Origin of the sequence: Sphingomonas humi (assembly GCF_039536725.1) — a bacterium.
Taxonomy (GTDB): domain Bacteria; phylum Pseudomonadota; class Alphaproteobacteria; order Sphingomonadales; family Sphingomonadaceae; genus Sphingomicrobium; species Sphingomicrobium humi.
Genome location: NZ_BAAAZD010000002.1, coordinates 945618 through 964642 on the forward strand (window position 1 = coordinate 945618; position 19025 = coordinate 964642).

A 19025-nucleotide genomic window follows, 5' to 3' on the forward strand; every position below is an offset into this window, starting at 1 on the left:
AGTGCAAGGTGGCGGACGAAGGCAAGAAGTCGGGCAATGCCGGCAAGGACGGCGACCGCAACTTCAAGGCTGGCATCGCCGTCGGGGTCGGCTCGGCCGCGATCGTCGCCGCCCTGCTCTACGCGCGCTCGAACAAGCCCAAGAAGAAGTAGCGCGGCTACTTCCGCCCGATCCATTCTTCCAGCCGCATCAGCTGGTCGTAATCGCGGTAGGGCGCGAAGGCGGGCGCAAGCTTTGCGGTGAATGGTTCGCTGCCGGTCAGCCAGCGTTCCACCGCGTCGGCGAATACCGCCCGCGCATGCTCGCGAAAGGCATCGCCGTCGCCTTCGTCCATGGCGTTGACGAAGCCGAACCGGTCCGCGCCCTGCTTCCTGGCCAGCGACCAATATTCGTGTGCCCCGCTGCGCGCGGAAATGCCCTGGAACCCGCCCTTTTCGGCGATAAGGCCGAGCAGTCCGAGCTGCAGCGCGAACCCCGCGTCGACCTGCTTCCTGCTCGGCGGCTGGCCGGTCTTGTAGTCGAGAATGGCGACCCGCCCGTCGGGCATGGCATCAATCCGGTCGGCGCGGCCATGCAGCGTCACGCCCGCGACCTCTGCTTCGCCTTTCAGTTCCGCCGCGATCGGGCGCCGCCCCTCGCCGCGCTTGGCCGCCTCGATCTCGCTCAGCGTCGCGAACGCCTCTATCAGCCGCGGGCCCCAGAGCGCGCGCATCACCGGGTGAATGTCCTCTTCCTCGAGCAGTTCGCGGGCAAGCCCGCTCAACGTCGCAGGATCGCAGCGATCGCGCTCGTACCAGCGTTCCAGCAAGGCGTGGACGAGGTTGCCCTTCCACCGCGCGTCCTGCTCGCTTTCCAGCGGATCGAGCAGCGACAGCCCAAGCATCTCGCGGGCATAGAAGGCGAACGGATCGGCCTTCAACCGGTCGAGCGCGGTGACCGCGATCCGGGTGGGCCGGTCGGCCACCGGCGGACACGGCGCCGGCTGCTGGCTCGGCCGCACCTCCGCCGGTTCGTCGAGCGCTAGTGCCAGCGCTTCCAGCTGGGCATCGCGCCTCAGGCCGCCAGTCAGCGCTTCCAGCCGAAGCAGGAGCCGCGAGCTGACCGTGGGCGAGCGCCCGTCCCGCCGCGCGCGGGTCAGCAGCACATCCTCGGCGCAGAGCAGCCCCGCAAAGTCGTGCGCCGAAAGCCCGATTCGCATGTCAGGCCCCGGAAGGCCGAGCTGACGGCGTACGCTGACGGCAAGCCAGGGATCGGGGCTTGGCGGCGCCGGCCAGACCCCTTCGTTCAGGCCGGCGAGTACCATCAGGTCGGTCTTGATCAGACGCGCCTCGATCAGGCCGAGGATGCGGATCCGCGGATGCTGGCCGAACGGCGGGCGGATGGCGATCCCGTCGAGCAAGGAGCGGAGAAGCGGGACGACATCCTCCGCGCTCAGGGTCAGCGCGGCCGTTGCGGGCGAGGCCTCGATCGCGGCCAACAGGTCCGCCGCCGCCCGGCCCGCCGAGCCACTCCACGCGGCGTCGCCGGCGAGCGTGTGCGCGATATCACGGAGCCCAGCCGCGAGCCTTGCGAGGGTGATTCCCGGCTCGAGCAATTGCTCCAGCGGTTCCGCGAAGGGCCTCAGCCGGCGCCACTGGGCAGGGAGGTCGCGATAGCGGTTCGCATTCTCCCTGACCTTTTCCTCGATCACGCGCCCGAGCCCGTCGACGCCCGGAAGCGGCCGCGGTCCGCGCAGCGCAAGATCGAGCGCACGGACATCGTCCAGCCATTCCCGCCGACCCTCCCCCGCCTCGACGAGCGGATGACCGAGCAGCGCCAGGAGCGATACCGGGGCGAGGCGATCGGCGGCGGCGGCGGCAATCCCCAACAGCAGGCTGCCGGGCGGGAGCAGCGACAAGGGCGTTCCCGCACTGTCGTCGGCCTCGATCCCCCACCGCCGCAGGTGCGCCGCGACCCGCCGCGCAAGCTGCCGGTCAGGTGTTACCAGCGCCGCGGTCCGCCCCTCGGTTTCGAGCGCCTGGCGAAGCGCCAGGGCAATCGCCTGCGCTTCGGACGCGGGATCGGGCAGGACGGCGAGCCGCACCGGCCCGAGTGAGCGCTCCTCCGCGGGCAGCCTGCTCCAGGCCTCGCTGAAGGAGGCGGCGGTCAGCGCATGCGCTGCGGCACGGCTTCGCTGCGGCCCGTCCGGAGCCGCGCTTGCGGACGGCCACGGCCGGACCGAGGCGCGATCCACCCGCATCCGGCTGAGCAGCAGTTTCAGGTGATATTGCGGGTGGGTGGGTTCGGGCCGGAAATCCTCTTCCCGCTCTCCGCCGAGAGCCTGCCACTGGTCTTCGTCAAGCAGCGCTTCATCGGCCAGCCCCGGCAAGACGACCTCGCCCCCGGGCATGAAGGCGATCACGCGCAGAAGCTCGGCCACCGCCGGCGCTGACGTCGTGATGCCGGCTACCACGGTGAAATCGGGCGGCGGCGCGGCCTGCCACCGGCGCGCGGTCGCCCGCAGCAGGAGGTTACGCCGTTCGACCAGGTCGATCCTGCCCAGTTCGGCGAGCCGCCTCGGCCAGCGGGCGAGCAGCACCGACAGGGTCGCGATCGCCCGCTGCTGGTGGATCGCAAGCTCGCCCTGCGCGCCGAGCCTTTCGAGCAGGCTGGCCGGGGCCACCCCTTCGATCAGCAACTGGTCGAGGGTCTGCGCAAGATCGCCGGCAAGCCGCCACGCTTCGGCGGTGCCGATCTTGCGCGCCTGTTGGAGCAGGATGGCGAGCTCCGCCTGGCGGGTCAGCGGGTCAATGGCCGGCGGGCTTGGGGGACCGTCCAGCGCTTCGAAGGCGCCGCCTATCCGCTCGTCGAGCAGGGGATCGCCGATCGGGATGAGCCGCGGCAGCAGCAGGCCCTTCCCGCTTGCCCGCACGAAAGCCTCGGTCACGGTGCGCACCGCGCGGGCATTGGGAAGCAGGATCCGTCCGCGGGCAAGGGCCAGCGGATCGCCAGCGTGGCGGCGGATCAGTTCAAGCGCGAGGGCGTCGGCGAAACTGGCCTCGGCCGGGATCGACCACAGGCCTGGCCTGTCAGCCGCGGGCAAGCGCTTCCTCGGTCGCCGAAATGGCGGCGGGGGTACCGACGTCGAACCACAGGCCCTGGTGCACCGTGCCGAAGCAGCGTCCCTGCTCGATCGCCCGGTCCCACAGGATGTTGGTCGAGAACGGCCCTTCCGGCGCATCGTCGAGCAGGCGCTGCGCCATCAACTGGATCCCGGTGTAGACGAACGGCGCGACCCTGCCCGGCGCGCGGCGGCGAAGGCGGCCATTCACGTCCATGTGGAAGTCGCCGCTGCCGCCATGATTGCCGGCGCGGGCCTGCGGCACCAGCAGGAGCAGCGCGTCCATCCGCTCCGCATCCCACTGGCTGGCGAGCAGCTTCAGCGTGTCGCTTGGCCCGTCGACCCAGAAATTGTCGCTGTTGACCGCGAGGAACGGGTCGCAATCGATCATCGACCGCGCCCGGACCAGCCCGCCGCCGGTCTCGAGCAACTGTTCCCGCTCGTCGCTGATCGCGACTTCCAGATCCTTGCAGCGCGCCTTGAGGTGGGCTTCAAGGCTGTCGGCAAGGTAGTGGACGTTGACCACCACCTTTTCGACCCCGGCGGCGCGAAGCCGGTCAAGGACATGGTCGAGCAGCGGCTTGCCGGCAACCTCCACAAGGGGCTTGGGACGTGTAGCGGTCAGCGGCCGCATCCGCTTGCCGAGGCCGGCCGCCATGACCATCGCCGTTCGCGGAACCGCGGCGCTGATGTCGGGGCGAATGCGAAGCGTGCGGCGGGCGGTGCTCATGCCGCGTCGCTCCACGCGGCGGCACGGGCCGGGGCCGGGACATTGGCATCGAACCACGCCTTGACCGGTGCCAGATGCGGCGCGGCAAGGTCGCGCTCCAGAAGGCCCCACATGCGCGGCTGGAACCGGCGGTAACCGGGCTTCCCGTCCCGCTTCCACAAGCGGCAGAAGACGCCGAGGATGCGCGTGTTGCGCTGGGCGGCGAGCGCCCAATAGGCACGGCGGAACGCTTCCCCGTCGCCGCACGCCGCGACGTAGCGGTCCAGCATCATCTGCTCGATCGCCGGGGTCACGTCGCGCCGCGCATCTTCGAGGATGGAGGCAAGGTCGTAGGCCGGGTGCCCGGCGAGCGCGTCCTGGAAATCGAGCAGGCCAAGGTGCGCAAGCCCGTCGCGCCCGCCGACCAGCATGATGTTTTCGGCATGGAAATCGCGGAGCACCGTGACCGGGCCAAGCCCGTCGGCCGCGACGGGCGCGAGAACGTTCTGCCACGCCTGCCGGTAGGATTCCCGGTCGACCTCGATCCCCACCGCCGGTGCATACCAGTCGGGGAAGAGGTCGAGCTCGCCCAGCCATTCGGCGAGGCCGTGCGGCGGCAGCCCGTCCATCGGCGCATGGCGATGAAGCTGCGAAAGAAGGTCGGTGGCGAGGGCATAGAGCGCTTGCTCGCGCGTCGGCGCCTCGTCCAGCGTTTCGCGCAGGCGGACGTCGCCGAAGTCGGCCAGCAGGAGCAATCCCTGCTCGAGATCGCGGGCAAGGATGTCGGGGGCGCTGAAGCCATGCCCGACCAGCCACTCCGCAACGGCGATGAAAGGCCGCGGATCCTCGTGCGGCGGCGGCGCGTCCATCAGCACGGCAACGCCATGGGCCGGGTGGTGGACCCGGAAATAACGGCGGAAGCTGGCGTCGCCGGCCAGCGGCTCCACCCGTGCGCCGCCCCACCCGGCTGTCTCGAGGAAACGGTCGCAGGACGCGGGCGGAATCATGGGTGAACGAGCGGCGGTGGCCATCGGCCTTCCCATGCCCCCGGCACCGCCCAAGTCAAGGAGCGTCGGCCATCCGGCAGCGCTTCCAGGCTGAGCCGAAGCGCCTGTGGCCAGGCCGCCTCACCTGCCCGGTCGGGCCATTCGACCAGGATTGCCCCGTCGAGCAGCTGATCCTCCAGCCCGATTTCTTCCAGCTCCGAGGGATCCTCCAGCCGGTAAAGATCGGCATGCGCGACCGGCAGGCTGGTCGTGTCATAGGGCTGGACGATGGCGAAGGTGGGCGACGGCACCTCGCCGCGATGTCCCAGCGCCGCCAGGATACCGCGCACGAGGGTGGTCTTTCCAGCGCCAAGCGCACCCGTCAGCGTCACCACGTCGCCAGCCTTCAGCAATGGTGCCAGCGCTGCCCCGGCGCGCGCCATCGCCGGCTCGTCGAGCGTCCACACTTTAGCGGGGCGACGCGCGCGGAAGGGTGATGAGGACGCTGGTGCCCTTCCCCTCGACGCTTTCGAGCTGGACGGTTCCGCCATGCGCCTCGATGAACTGGCGGGTCAGCGGCAGGCCAAGGCCGAGCGCGGTTTCGCCCCGCGCCTCGCCGAAGCGGGTGAACCGGTCGAACACCCGTGCCTGGTGTTCGGGCGCCAGCCCGCGGCCGGTATCGCTGATCAATATCTCGACCTTGCCGGCATCGCCGCGGGTGACCAGCCGGACCTCGCCCTTGTCGGTATAGGCGATGGCGTTGCGCAGCACATGTTCGAGGCTTTCGCGCAGGCGGCGGTGATCGCCGGTGATGCTTCCGGTCCCGTCGCCAAGCTGGACCTTGAAGCGCAATTGCTTGGCCTGAGCGGAAGGTTCGAGCTGCACCGTCACGGTGCGGATCAGGCCGGCTAGGTCGACCCGCTCGCGCTCCAGCGTGACTACGCCCTTGGCGCCCTGCGTCAGGTCGAGCACATCGTCGATCAGGCGGGACAGGCGCGCCACGCTTTCGAGGATCGCCGCGACATAATCCTTGGCGGGGCCCGACAGCGCCCCGGCATAGCCTTCGCGCAGCATCTCCGCGAAGCCGCCGATCGACGTCAGCGGGGTGCGCAATTCGTAGCTCATGTTGGCGACGAAGTCGGTCCGCACCTGATCGGCCTGCTCGAGCGCTTCGGCGCGCTCGCGCAGCGCGGCCTCGATGCGGCTGGAGTCGGTCACGTCGATCATGGTGAAGAGGGCATTGCCGTCGGGAAGCGGAACCGCGGCGAAGGCGAAGTGGCGCCCGTCCGCGAGGCTCAGCCGCCCCTGCTCCGCGCGGCGTTCAGCGGTCGCGCCGCGGACCAGTTCGCGCAGCCGTGCGGCGGCGGTCGGATTGACCAGCCGGCTGGCGAAGGCGGGCACCAGTTCATCGACCCGCGGATGTTGCGACAGCCAGCTCTCGTCGAGGTTCCAGAAGTCGCCGAAGCGGCGGTTCCACAGGGTCAGCCTTCCGTCCGAAGCGAACACCGCGACGCCTTCGAACAGATTGTCGAAGGTCGCGGTGCGGACCCGCAGCAGCGTGTCGCGGGCGCTGGCCAGCCGGACCTGTTCGGTGCGGTCCTCGAAGATGATGCGTAGGCCGCCGTCGGGAAGCGGCTGGCCGACGACGCGAAGGTGGTCGCCGTTGGCGAGCATCCACTCTTCCTCGTGCACTTCCTCGGCCGACATGAACCACCCGCGCCGCTCCGCCTTCCATTCGGGAAAGTCGCGGACTTCGGGCAGCCGGTGATTTTCGCGCATCCGTTCGAGCAGGCGGTCGAATTCGGGCCGCTCATCGAGCCATTCATGCTCGATATCGGACAGCACGGCGAAGGGTCGGTTATAGAAGGACAAGGTGCGGTCCGGATCGAACTGGATCGCGCCGGCGGTCATGCGGTCCGACAATTCGCGCTGGCTGGAGGCGTAGCGTTCGAGTTCGGAGCGCGCATCTTCCAGCTCCTGAATATCGAACGCATAGCCCGCCACCGTTCCACCCGGGAGCGGCACGTCGACCAGCCGCAGCGTCCGCCGCTCGCCGCCGATGGTCGCCGGGCGCACCCGCTCGATCGGCCGGTCGTCACGCAGCGCAAGTTCCGCGCCGGCCCTGGCGCTCGCTTCGCCGCCGCCTTCGACCAGCTCGATCCCGCGATCGACCACCGACTGAACATTGTCCGCTTCGACGGCGGTGACGAAGGCACGATTGACCAGCGCGAGGCGAAGGTCCCCGTCGCGAACCCACATCGGAAAGGGTGCGGCCTCGATCAGCTGGGTCAGCGCGCCGAGCGCCTGTTCGGTCCCTGCAAGACGTGCGGCAAGCTCGCCCCGCTCGGCCGCCGCGCTGCTGCTGTCCGAAACCCACAGCAGGGTCGCGCCGGTGCCGAGCGACGGCGGTGCCGCGCGCCCCCTGACGTCGATCAGCCGCGACGAGCCCTTGAGGCGGAGCGCCAGCTCGATTCCATTTCCGGCAAGGAGCGCAGGCCCGAGCGCGGCCTGAAGGCGCTCGACATCCTCGGCTTCGATTCCCCCCGCTCCATCGGTGAGCGCGGACAGCGACGGCAGCGCAGGCTCGACAGCAAGTTCCCGGGCAAGGTCGTGGTCGAGCTCCAGCGAACCGTCGGCATGAAGCACCATCGCCCGTGCCGGTCCGGCATCGAGGAGGTCGCGGACGAAGCGCGCATTGGCCATCGCCGCCCGGGCCGCCGCCAGCTGGCGCAGCGCGACCATCGCAAGGCAGACGGCGGCGACCAGGCAGACTGCCGCAACCGTGACGAGCAGGACCGCTGAATCACCGTTGCCAGAAAGGAAGCCCTGCCCACCCATGCCGGCGTTCATATCAGCGCCGCCGCGAAACAGAAGCGAAAGCGCCGCCCCCATTTTGCCGCGCCGCGGACGATAGTGTGGCATTCGCGCAAGACACTATCATGGCATGTGACAACTTTGCGACACGCTGCAAAAACTTTAATCGCGGATGAACAGAACATTGCCTTATGCGTGCGGCGCGGCATGAAGGCTCCCTGAATTTCCCCCACTCTGAGGATTTGTGTTCATGAACAACAAGATGTTGTTGAGCGCAACCGCGCTCCGCACGCTGGCAGCCGGTTTTGCCTTTACGATGAGCGGTGTCGCCATGGCCCAGACGGCCCCGGCGACCACCGCTGCCGACGGCACCGTCTGCGATTCCAAGAACCCGTCCTACAACCCGAACTCGGGCGTGTGCGACAAGCCGGCCGACGTCGCCGACGCCAACGATCCGGGCCAGGTCACGCGCCGCGGCGCCGACGGCAACACGGCCGGCGCCGGCCAGGAAGTGGTCGTCACCGGTTCGCGCATCCGTCTTCCGAACCTGGAATCGATCGAGCCGACCACCACGGTCGATTTCCGCCAGATCCGTGAGCGCAACTTCACCAACGTCGCCGACGCGCTGAACGAGCTGCCGAACATTCGCGGCTCGGTCACTCCGGCCGGTGCCCAGGGCTCGTTCGGCCAGGGCGTCAACTTCGTGAACACCTATGGCCTCGGTTCGAACCGCACCCTGTCGCTGATCAACGGCAAGCGCTTCGTCACCTCCAACCCGGCGACCAACTTCGGCAACGCCTCGGCTGGTACCCAGACCGACCTCAACGTCGTTCCGGACATCCTGCTCGACCGCATCGACCTCGTCAGCATCGGCGGCGCGCCGGTCTACGGTTCGGACGCGATCGCGGGCGTGGTCAACGTCATCCTCCGCTCCAAGTATCGCGGCATCGAGGTGCAGGGCACGACCGGCATCACCGAGGAAGGCGACAACTTCCGCTACAACGTGTCGGGCCTGTTCGGCGGCGACCTGTTCGACGGCCGCCTGAACCTGACTGCGGCGATCAGCCACGACAGCGTCGACGGCCTGGTCTACAACAACCGCGGGTTCCTGCGCGACAACATCAGCGGCGTTACCAACGTGTCGTCGGCCGTTGCCAATGGCACCTCGCGCCTCCCCGGCGTCGGCATCGCCCAGGACGGCCGCCTCAACCCGCTGATCGGCTTCAACGACACCCAGACCGACGGCTTCCCCGGCACGGTCCAGGCCCGCAACGTCGGTATCCCCTACCTGACCAGCGGCGGCCTCATCACCACCAGCAACATCGCCTGCACGGTCGCCAATCGCGCCATCAACCCAGCGTCCTGCTTCGGCTTCGCGTCGCCGGGCGCGCTGTTCTTCGATCCGTCGGGCAACCTCAAGCCGTTCAACCAGGGCGTGCTGTTCGGTTCGGGCACCTCGGCCTCGCTGGTCGGCGGTGACGGCAGCGGCGTGTTCCAGTTCAACAACTTCAGCCAGATCACCAGCGACCTCAAGCGCACGATCGGCTACGGCTTCCTGACCTTCAACCTCACCGACAACATCGAGTTGTTCGCCGAAGGCACGCACTTCCGTTCCAAGGCGAACGAACTGGTGCAGCAGCCGACCTTCAACTCGAACCTGTTCGCGGGTCTCAGCGGTGAGCTGTTCTTCAACACCAGCTCGCCGTTCCTGACCCAGCAGGCGCGCGACACGCTGACCGCGCGCGGTGTCACCAGCTTTGGCATCTCGCGTGCGTCGACGGACATCGCCGATCTCACCGGCTACAACACCACCCGCATTAACCGCGGCGTGTTCGGTACCCGCGGTGACTTCAGCCTGTTCGGCCGCGACATGAACTTCGAGGCCTACTTCAACTACGGCAAGACGAAGACCAACGAGTACAACCAGGACATCAACGCGCAGAACTTCATCAACGCGGTGAACGTCACGACCAACGCCCAGGGGCAGATCGTCTGCACCACGGCGACCACCCGCACCGGTGGCAATGGCTTCGCAGCGCCTGGCGGCACTCCAATCGCAGACGCGGCCTGCGTCCCCTTCAACCCGCTCGGTTTCGGCCGCGCGTCGGCTGCCTCGCGCGACTACATCGTCGAGGATTTCGTCACCAAGACGATGCAGCGTCAGTGGGTCGGCAACATCAACGTCGGCGGTTCGATCTTCGACCTTCCGGGCGGCCCGCTCGGTTTCAACGTCGGTTACGAGCATCGTGACGAAAAGGCCGTCTTCAACCCCAGCGATTTCCAGCGCGCCGGCCGTGGCCGCTCGGTGGCGATCGTCGGCATTGCCGGCCAGTACAACCTCGATGAGTATTTCGGCGAAGTCTACGCGCCGATCATCAGCCCGCAGAACAACATTCCGGCGGTCTATGGTCTGCAGGCGTTCGGCCGCATCCGTAAGGTCGACAACACCGTCAACGGCAGCTTCACCTCGTGGGCGGCCGGCGGCAGCTATGCGCCGATCAAGGACATCGAGCTTCGCGGCAACTACACCAAGTCGTTCCGCGCCCCGGCCATCACCGAACTGTTCCTTCCGATCGTCAACGCCTTCTCGACCGTCCCTGATCTCTGCCAGCCGGCGAGCATCAATGGCGGCGCGGCGCCGGCGATCCGTGCAGCGAACTGCGCGGCCTTCCTGACCAAGTACAGCGGCCCGACCCCGGATCCGGCGTCGACCGCCACCGTCTCGGTCCAGACCGGCGGCAACCCCGGCCTCGGCAACGAAACGGCCAATGCCTGGACGGTTGGTGTCATCCTTCGCCCGAGCTTCATTCCGCGGCTCAGCGCGACGGTCGACTACATCAACATCGACCTGTTGAACCCGATCTCCAGCCTCACCGTCGCCCAGGTGGCGTCGGGCTGCTTCGACAATCCGGACTTCAACGCGGCCGATCCGTTCAACGGCAACGCCTTCTGCTCGTTGATCAAGCGCAACGCCAACGGCACCGTCCTCAACAACGGCACCCCGGCAGTCCGCACCGGCTTCGTCAACGGCAAGCAGGTCCTGTACCGCGGCTGGCAGGGCACGCTGAACTACAGCGTTCCGCTGCGCGGCCTCGGCGTTCCGGGCGACTTCTCGATCGGTTCGGACTTCCTGCTGACCAAGTATCGCCTCAGCGACATCACCGGCGTTGCTCCGGCGCGCAGCGATGGCGTCAGCGGCGACCCGGCGTTCGCCGGCCAGGTCCGCCTGCGTTACGCGAACAAGTTCTGGGGCATGAACACCACCGTCAACTACACGGGTGAGCAGCTCTTCAGCCGCCTCAACCGTCAGGTCGGCGTGGCCGGTTCGGGTGCGGATGCGCGCGAAATCGACAAGCTGAACGATTACTTCATCGTCAGCGGCGGCCTGTTCTTCGACCCGACCGACAAGATGCGCTTCACCCTCGCGGTGACCAACGTGTTCAACTACGTCGGCCAGAAGTATCAGGGCGTCATCCTGCCGGCGAGCTACGTCGACCTCCTCGGTCGCCGTTTCTCGGCCAGCGCTCGCGTCCGCTTCTAATCTGCCTCCTCAAAGGGCCGGGCCTTCGGGTCCGGCCCTCCTGATCAACAAGGGTCTTGAACCATGAAGACTGCTCATCTGATTGCCGCCGTCGCGCTTGTCGCCGGCGTGGCCGTTCCGGCCCAGGCGCAGGACGCGCCGAGCCACACCGGCCCGCGCGCCGAAGTCCGCTTCGCCTACGACTTCGTGGGCGCAACGCTGCGTACCACCATCAACCCGCAGAACCGCGGCACCTTTGCCGGCGACGATGCGTCCGATGAAGGCACCAACATCGGTGGCGAAGTCGGCTATGACGTCCAGGCCGGCCCGGCCGTCGTCGGCATCTACGCCGGCGCCGAAAAGGGCTCGACCCAGGTCAACGCCATTTCGCGTCCCTACGCCCTCAAGACCGGTATGAACTGGACGGTCGGCGCGCGTGCCGGCGTGGTCAGCCGCGACGTCCTCATCTACGTCAAGGCCGGCTATTCGAACGGCGAGCTGCGTGGCCTCCTCCTGCCGACCGCTTCGCCCACCTTCTTCAGCGCGTACGACAGCAAGCGTAACGGCTGGCATGCCGGCGCCGGTGCCGAATTCCCCATCGCGGGCGGCGTCTACGGCAAGCTGGAATACGTCCATCACAAGTATGACACCGCCACGGTGTCGACGACCGAGGAACTGCGCTTCAGCCGCAACCAGCTGGTCGCCGGCGTCGGTTACCGCTTCTAAGCGGTTCCGCCTCGAGCAACATGAGGGCCGCTCCGGTGACGGGGTGGCCCTTTTGCGTGGGCGCGGGGCGGCTGCAATTGGCCCGGAGCTTCCCTCTTAGGCCCGCTTGGGCTAGGGGCTCGCCAGAACGGCCGCCCGACCCCGACGGACAGCGGCCGCCTCCAAGGAGACCAGACACGTGAACGCGCCGACCGACACCCTTAGCCGCGACTATTTCGTCAAGGACCTCTCGCTCGCCGACTTCGGCCGCAAGGAGATCGAGATCGCCGAGACCGAAATGCCCGGCCTGATGGCGCTGCGGTCTGAATTCGGTACGGCCAAGCCGCTCGCCGGCGCGCGGATCACCGGTTCGCTTCACATGACCATTCAGACGGCGGTCCTGATCGAGACCCTGACCGCGCTCGGTGCCAAGGTCCGCTGGGCGAGCTGCAACATCTATTCGACGCAGGACCATGCCGCCGCCGCGATCGCCGCGACCGGCGTTCCAGTGTTCGCCGTCAAGGGCGAGACGCTCGAGGAATATTGGGACTATGTGGTCCGCATCTTCGACTGGGGCCAGGACGAGACCTGCAACCTGATCCTCGACGACGGCGGCGACGCCACCATGTTCGCACTGTGGGGCGCCCGCGTCGAAGCCGGTGAAACGCTCTTCACCCCGGCCAACGAGGAAGAAGAAGTCTTCGTGGCGACCCTGAATCGCTTCCTCAAGGAGCGTCCGGGCTACCTCACCAAGACCGTCCAGACGATCAAGGGCGTCAGCGAAGAGACCACTACCGGCGTCCATCGCCTGTATGAGCTTGCTAAGCAGGGCAAGCTCCCCTTCCCCGCCATCAACGTCAACGACAGCGTCACCAAGTCGAAGTTCGACAACCTCTACGGCTGCAAGGAAAGCCTGGTCGACGCCATCCGCCGCGGCACCGACGTGATGCTTGCCGGCAAGGTCGCGGTCGTTGCTGGCTTCGGCGACGTCGGCAAGGGCTCGGCCGCATCGCTCCGCAACGGCGGCGCGCGCGTCCTCGTCACCGAAGTCGATCCGATCTGCGCGCTTCAGGCGGCGATGGAAGGCTATGAAGTCGTGACGATGGAAGAGGCGGCGACCCGCGCCGACATCTTCGTCACCGCGACGGGCAACATGGACATCATCACGCTCGACCACATGCGTGCGATGAAGAACATGGCGATCGTCTGCAACATCGGTCACTTCGACAGCGAGATCCAGATCGGCGCGCTGAACAACATGAAGTGGACCGAGATCAAGCCGCAGGTCGACGAGGTCGAGTTCCCGGACGGCAAGAAGATCATCGTCCTGTCGAAGGGCCGCCTCGTGAACCTCGGCAATGCCACCGGCCACCCGAGCTTCGTCATGTCGGCGAGCTTCACCAACCAGACGCTGGCGCAGATCGAGCTGTGGACCAAGTCCGAGAAGTACGGGAACGACGTCTACGTCCTGCCCAAGCACCTCGACGAGAAGGTCGCCGCGCTGCACCTCGAGAAGCTGGGCGTGAAGCTGACCCAGCTCAGCGACAAGCAGGCGAGCTATATCGGCGTGAAGCAGCAGGGCCCGTTCAAGCCCGATCACTACCGCTACTGATCCGAAGTCGGCGGCGTCCTTGCGGGGACGCCGCCCTTCAACGCATCGGCATGAATTCGCGCTGGTGGATCCAGCGGCTGGCGAGATATTTGGTCCCGCGGGTCACCGGCGCACCGGCATGCAGTGAAGCGGGATCGGGACGGCCGTCGCCAAGCGCGTTGCGGAACAACAGCGCATCGCCGGTCTTGCCGCGATAGCTGAGGCCGCTCTTCGGGAAGCTCGTCGCCCCGCCCTCGTAGTCCTCATTCAGATAGACCAGCATCGTCAGCACACGCTGGTTGGTCACATTCGGCAACGCATCGAAATGCGGCCGATATTCCTGCCCCGGCGTATAGCGCAGCAGCTGCAACGGCTCGCCGGCGGTGACTGCTGTCCCGCTCGCCGCCGCGATCCGCCGGTTGAGAGCATGGACGAGCGGATTTTCGTCCGCCCAGGCAAGCATCGCCGCATGCGACGTGCGGACCGGGTCAGGCCGCATCGCCCCGGACCGGGGGTCGACCACGACCGAGGGCTGCATGATCGGCAGCGCCAGGTTCACGAGATAGTCGCATTCCGCCGCAGTCAGGAAGCCTTCGAAAGAGGCGACATGAGGTGCTGCGCTGAGCTCCCGCGGCGCGAAGGTTGTCGACGGATCGCCTTCGGGATCGAGTGCCATCGCTTCCAGCAGGGCAAGTTGCGCCGCCGCGTCGCGGTCGGTGCCTGCCGCGCGCCGAAGCAGCGCAACGGCCCCTGGCCAATCCCGATCGCCGCCGACGCCGATGCCGAGGAAATTGCGATAAAGGGTCGCGCCCTGCGCATCGCCGCCGTCGCCAGCCAGCCTGAAGCATTCGCGGGCGCGCGAAAGATCGCGTCTGATGATCTGTCCCGACAGGAACCAGGCGCCCAGCTCGAGCCAGGCCGCAGCCTCGCCGTCCTGTCCGGAGCGCTCGAGCAACCGCACCGCCTCGTCAGCCGATCCGCGTTCAGCCAGCGCGTAAGCCTCATCGATCATGACGAGGGCGTATAGATGAAGTCCACCAACAAGAAAGGCCGGGGGTGAGCCCGGCCTTTCCCATTGTTCAATCAGGCAAACGTCAGAACTTGGCGACGGCGCCCGCGTAGAAGAAGCGACCACGGTTGTCCCAGATCGCGCTGCCACCGCCAATACCAGTCGCGCCGAGCGGCGGCTTGGTGTTGGCGAGGTTGTCTACGCCGAGGTAGAAGTTGAACTTGCTCGTCGCATCGATGCCCAGGCGGACATCGTGGTAGAAGCGCTGCGGGTAGAACTTGCGGTCAGCAAAGTCCGCGTTCTCCGGCGGACGACCCTGAACCGCGAAGTAATCCTCGTAGGTATTCAGGACCTGCTTGCCGATGTAGCGCATCTGGTAGCCGGCAGTGATGTTGCCGAACTTGAGCGAGTTGTTCCAGTTGAACGCGTCGCGCGGATCGCCCAGCTCGAAGCGGACCACGTCTTCCCGGTTCGGTTCGGCCGGGTTGAGGAAGTCCGAACGCTTCAGGACGCGCGTGTAGGTAAGACGCGTGTCGAGACGACCGAAGCCGAGATCACGACGATAGCCGATTTCGAAGTCGAGGCCGCGGGCCTTGAGCTTCGCGTAGTTCAGCGGCTGCTGAACGAGGCTGCCTTCGATGATCTGGAACGGTTCTTCGCCAGAAGCCGCACCGTTCGCTCCAGCACGCTGGAACAGGGCGCAGAACTGGTTCTGCAGGTTCGCCGCGTCATAGCACGCGTTGGCGATCTGCTGAGCGCTCGGCGTGGTGATGACGTTGTTCACGGTGATGTCGTAGAAATCGACCGAGAACGAGAAGCCCGGAATGAACCGCGGGGTGGCGACGAAACCGACGGTGTAGCTGTCCGCCTTTTCAGCAGCCAGGTCGCCGTTACCGCCGCTCAGCGTTTCGAGCGAACCGTTCGGATACGCGTAGTCGAACGTCGTCGGGATGCCGGCCGCCTTACAATTGGCAGCGCGGTTGGTCGAACCGGTACCGATGTTACGCGCCGAGCACGGATCGCCGAAGCCCGGAGCGAAGTTCTGGCCAAGCGGCGAGAAGAGTTCGCTCTGGTTCGGAGCACGCACCGAACGGGCGTAGTTGCCGCGGATCCGGAGATCACGGACAGGCGCCCAGACGGCACTGGCGTTGTAGGCGTAGACCGTCCCTGTGTTGCCGAGATTATAGTCCGACACGCGGCCTGCACCGCTGATTTCCAGCGTGTTGAAGAACGGAACGTCCTTCAGCAGCGGGATGCGGATTTCCGCAAACGCTTCCTTCACCTTCGACTTCTTCGCCTGGAAGGTCGGAATGGCGTTGTAGAAGGTGTAACCGGCCTGAACCTCTTCGTCCTGGTTGTAGAAGAGGTTGTCCTCACGATACTCGCCGCCGACAACGAAGCCGACCGGACCGCCCGGGAGGTTCAGGAACTGGCTGGTGTCACCCGACACGAAGGCCAGACCAGCGATCTGCTCGGTCTTGCCGACCGCAACCGAGTCCAGCAGGACGTAGTCGCGCTGGGCCTGGGTGAAGTTGCCGCCAAGGACGTTGATCGGAACGCACTGTGCGATGTCGTTCGCCAGGCGAGCGCCCTCGTCGATGTAGCCGATCCGCGCCGCAGTGCTGAACTGCGAACGGCACTGGATGGTGCCGGTGGCCGGATTGATCGCCGCATCGTTCGCCAGCAGGAAGCGCTGGATGTCGAGGTTGCCGTTGATCGACGTGGTTTCCTTCAGGCGACCATAGTTGCCCGAGATTTCGTAGGTCCAGTCGTCGTTGAAGGTACCACGAAGACCACCGACGATCCGGTACGTGTCGCGCTTGGCGATTTCGTAACGGCCGCCGAGCCCTTCGAGGTTCTCGCGAACGCTGAGGCGGGTGGTGGCAGTCGGCGCCGACAGGCCTGCAAGGGCACGCTGCGCGGTGATGACCGAACGCGCCTGAGCGGTCAGGTACGGGTTGTCGAAGCGGATCTGCTCGCGGCTGTCACCCAGCGTACCGCCGGTGATGAAGGCCGGACCGCTGCTGCCCACGCCCGCTGTGTTGGTGCGCGAGAACTTCGCTTCCACGAACGGCACAAGGGCCGGCGTGATTTCGAAGTGGGCGATCAGGTTGACGTTGTAGCGATCGAGCTTCGGCGACAGCTGGAACTGGTTGCCCCCGCGGAAATTCTCGCCGTTGCCGCCAATGAAGCTGCCGTTGGGACCGATGCCGACGCGCTGGCCGGTGATCGGAACCAGGGTGCCGTCGCGATTGAAGATGAAGGGAACGTTGAAGAACGCACCCGACGTGTCGGTGCCGCCGTTAAGGGTCGCGTTGCCGCCGAAGCGGATCACGCCGGTGTTCGACAGGCCCGAGTTGCGGATGTCACGGAAGTAGACGCGATCGAACACGCCATCGCTGCCGTTGGTGAGGCCGGCCGGGTCGGTGTCGACCACGACATAGCCGTCCTGGCTGCGCAGCCACGGGCGCTGCGAACCGAAATACTGGTCCTGACGGGCGTATTCGGCGTTGATCGCGATGTTGCCGCGACCGTCGGCGAAGTTCTTGCCGGCGAGAACGCTGACGAAGCTGGCGCCGGCGTCTTCGTACTTCGAGATACCGCTCTGGCCGCGGAGCTGCAGGCCTTCGTAGTTATCCTTGAGGATGAAGTTCACGACACCCGCGATGGCGTCCGAACCGTAAACGGCCGAGTTGCCGCCGGTGACGACGTCGACGCGGTCGATGAGGTCGGTCGGGATCGTGTTGACGTCCGGGGTGACGCCGTAGTTCAGGACGTCGCCGCCGACGTGACGACGGCCGTTGACCAGCACCAGGGTGCGGACGGTTCCGAGACCACGAAGATCGAGCAGGTTGAGGCCCGAGGTGCCGAGGAAGCGGGTCGAGTTCGCCTGGCTGAAGGTGCTGCGAAGCGCCGGAAGGTCGTTCAGCGTGTCGCCGACCGAAACGTTACCCGTCTCGAAGAATTCCTGGCCGCCAACCGACGTCACCGGAACCGGCGAGTCGAGGTTGGGACGGCGGATGCGCGAACCGGTGACGACGACTTCGGTGCCCTGAGCCTGGGTGCCGGATTCAGCTTCCTGCTCGCTGGTCGGAGTGGCCGGGGTCGCAGGAGCGGTCTCCTGCTGCTGATCCTGCGCCGTCTGTTGCGCCTGGGCGGCCGAAGCGCCGCCGATCAGGAGCGTCGCAGCCGACAGGCCACGCAGGGCTGTCGTGCCGAGAAACGAAAACTTACCCATTCAATAAACCTCTTTGCTCAATTCGCGAATTGATCGCGCCCGAGCCTCTAACGCCTCCTTCCCAAAAACGGCGTGTCACAAATGCAACACAAACAGAGGATTACGCCGCGCCGGTCTCGCTGGCGAGCAATCGCGGGTCGATCCCTTCGGCTTTGAAGGCGGCAAACCAGCGTTCGTCGGTGGGCGTGTCGAACAGGATCGCCGGGCTTCCGGCGGCCGCGAACCAGCCGTGGCGGGTCATCTCGTCCTCGAGTTGCCCGGGGCCCCAGCCCGCATAGCCAAGCGCGACCAGCCAGCGCGACGGGCCCCGCCCTTCCGCAATCGCGCGAAGAACGTCGATCGTCCCGGTCATCGCCCACAGCTTGCCCGACGGCCCGATCACCTGAAGGGTGTCCTCGCCGCCCCAATCGTCCGAATGAAGAACGAACCCCCGCCCAGGCTCGACCGGTCCGCCGTGGTGGATGGCGGCATCGGGCACTTCCCCCGGATCGAGGTCAAGCTGCTTGAGGAGGCCGCGCAGCCGAATTCCGGCGCGCTTGTGGCTGATTCCGATCCCCACCGCCCCGTTTTCGTCATGGACGCACAGCGCCGTCACGCTTCGTTCGAAGCGCGGGTCGGCCATCCCGGGCATTGCAAGCAGCAGTTTTCCGGAAAGAAAGAGAGCGTCCGGCATGGCCTCACCATGCCATTACGGCTCCGGCTTACAAGCCTTGTTGGCGTAACGAACGGCGGATAGAGCGCCCTTTCAGATCACCTGCACCGATAGGCAAGGAGCCCCCATGACCATCAAGAACGGCGACCGCATCCCCGACATGCCCCTCGTCATCGCCACCAGCGAAGGCCCGAAGCCGACCACCACCGGCGAGTTCTTCGGTGGCCGCAAGGTCGCCCTTTTCGCGGTTCCGGGTGCCTACACCCCGACCTGCTCGGCCAAGCACCTCCCCTCCTATGTCGAGAAGGCCGCCGATCTGAAGGGCAAGGGCGTCGACGAGATTGCCTGCACCAGCGTCAATGACGCGTTCGTGATGGCCGCGTGGAACAAAGAACAGGGCAGCGAGGACATCACCATGATCGCCGACGGCAACGGCCAGCTCGCCGAGGCGCTCGGCCTGACCATGGACGGTTCCAAGTTCGGCATGGGCGCGGTGCGTTCGCAGCGCTACTCAATGATCGTCAACGACGGCGTGGTCGAGCAGCTGAACGTCGAGGCTCCCGGCGAATATCGCGCGTCGAGCGCCGAAACGCTGCTCGAACAACTGTAAGACGGTAATTGACTGGCCGGGACCCGGCGCCCCTCACGGGAGCGGCGGGCTCCGGCCCTTTCCAAAGCACATGATGGCGCAAGGCGCACCG

13 protein-coding genes are annotated in these 19025 nt (G+C 66.7%); 5 read left to right on the forward strand and 8 right to left on the reverse strand.

The genetic code is table 11. The annotated features are described in order from the left end of the window. Positions 1-8: 8 nt before the first annotated feature. Positions 9-152, forward strand: coding sequence for a hypothetical protein (locus ABD729_RS12590; RefSeq protein WP_344710787.1), 144 nt, complete (start codon positions 9-11; stop codon positions 150-152). Between the two features lie 5 nt (positions 153-157). On the opposite strand, the gene addB is transcribed toward ABD729_RS12590, so the two are convergent. From addB to ABD729_RS12615, 5 genes are read right to left on the reverse strand one after another with little or no spacing between them, the layout of a single operon-like run. Next, a complete protein-coding gene (gene addB, locus ABD729_RS12595) occupies positions 158-3082 on the reverse strand; it encodes a double-strand break repair protein AddB (protein ID WP_344710789.1) in 2925 nt (974 codons plus the stop codon). After that, positions 3069-3830 carry a nucleotidyltransferase family protein gene (locus tag ABD729_RS12600; RefSeq protein WP_344710791.1) on the reverse strand — a complete coding sequence of 254 codons (762 nt, stop codon included), beginning with the start codon at positions 3828-3830 and terminating at the stop codon, positions 3069-3071. The genes addB and ABD729_RS12600 overlap by 14 nt, the downstream gene beginning before the upstream one ends. Continuing rightward, positions 3827-4816, reverse strand: coding sequence for an aminoglycoside phosphotransferase family protein (locus ABD729_RS12605; protein WP_344711450.1), 990 nt, complete (start codon positions 4814-4816; stop codon positions 3827-3829). The genes ABD729_RS12600 and ABD729_RS12605 overlap by 4 nt, the downstream gene beginning before the upstream one ends. Continuing rightward, on the reverse strand, positions 4813-5262 hold the full coding sequence (gene tsaE, locus ABD729_RS12610; RefSeq protein WP_344710793.1) for a tRNA (adenosine(37)-N6)-threonylcarbamoyltransferase complex ATPase subunit type 1 TsaE: 450 nt from the start codon (positions 5260-5262) through the stop codon (positions 4813-4815). The genes ABD729_RS12605 and tsaE overlap by 4 nt, the downstream gene beginning before the upstream one ends. A gap of 1 nt (position 5263) precedes the next feature. Continuing rightward, positions 5264-7645 (reverse strand): sensor histidine kinase, encoded by a 2382-nt coding sequence (locus tag ABD729_RS12615; RefSeq protein ID WP_344710795.1) that lies wholly within the window; start codon positions 7643-7645, stop codon positions 5264-5266. Between the two features lie 214 nt (positions 7646-7859). Between ABD729_RS12615 and ABD729_RS12620 the strand changes: the two genes are divergently transcribed. From ABD729_RS12620 to ahcY, 3 genes are all read left to right on the forward strand, one after another. After that, positions 7860-11150: a TonB-dependent receptor domain-containing protein gene (locus ABD729_RS12620; RefSeq protein WP_344710797.1), complete on the forward strand. Its 3291-nt coding sequence runs from the start codon at positions 7860-7862 to the stop codon at positions 11148-11150. A gap of 63 nt (positions 11151-11213) precedes the next feature. Continuing rightward, a complete protein-coding gene (locus ABD729_RS12625) occupies positions 11214-11855 on the forward strand; it encodes an outer membrane protein (protein WP_344710799.1) in 642 nt (213 codons plus the stop codon). Between the two features lie 178 nt (positions 11856-12033). Continuing rightward, entirely contained in the window at positions 12034-13446 is a 1413-nt protein-coding gene (ahcY, locus tag ABD729_RS12630; protein ID WP_344710801.1) for an adenosylhomocysteinase, read from the forward strand. A gap of 37 nt (positions 13447-13483) precedes the next feature. Here ahcY and ABD729_RS12635 read toward each other — a convergent pair whose 3' ends face one another. From ABD729_RS12635 to ABD729_RS12645, 3 genes are all read right to left on the reverse strand, one after another. Further along, entirely contained in the window at positions 13484-14437 is a 954-nt protein-coding gene (locus tag ABD729_RS12635) for a 2OG-Fe(II) oxygenase (protein ID WP_344710803.1), read from the reverse strand. An 82-nt stretch (positions 14438-14519) separates the two neighbouring features. Further along, entirely contained in the window at positions 14520-17672 is a 3153-nt protein-coding gene (locus ABD729_RS12640; RefSeq protein WP_344710805.1) for a TonB-dependent receptor domain-containing protein, read from the reverse strand. 100 nt (positions 17673-17772) lie between these two features. Then, positions 17773-18345 carry a YqgE/AlgH family protein gene (locus tag ABD729_RS12645; protein WP_344710807.1) on the reverse strand — a complete coding sequence of 191 codons (573 nt, stop codon included), beginning with the start codon at positions 18343-18345 and terminating at the stop codon, positions 17773-17775. Positions 18346-18451: 106 nt separating this feature from the next. Here ABD729_RS12645 and ABD729_RS12650 point away from each other — a divergent pair, with 106 nt between their 5' ends. Beyond that, positions 18452-18934 carry a peroxiredoxin gene (locus ABD729_RS12650; RefSeq protein WP_344710809.1) on the forward strand — a complete coding sequence of 161 codons (483 nt, stop codon included), beginning with the start codon at positions 18452-18454 and terminating at the stop codon, positions 18932-18934. The last annotated feature ends 91 nt before the right edge of the window (positions 18935-19025 follow it).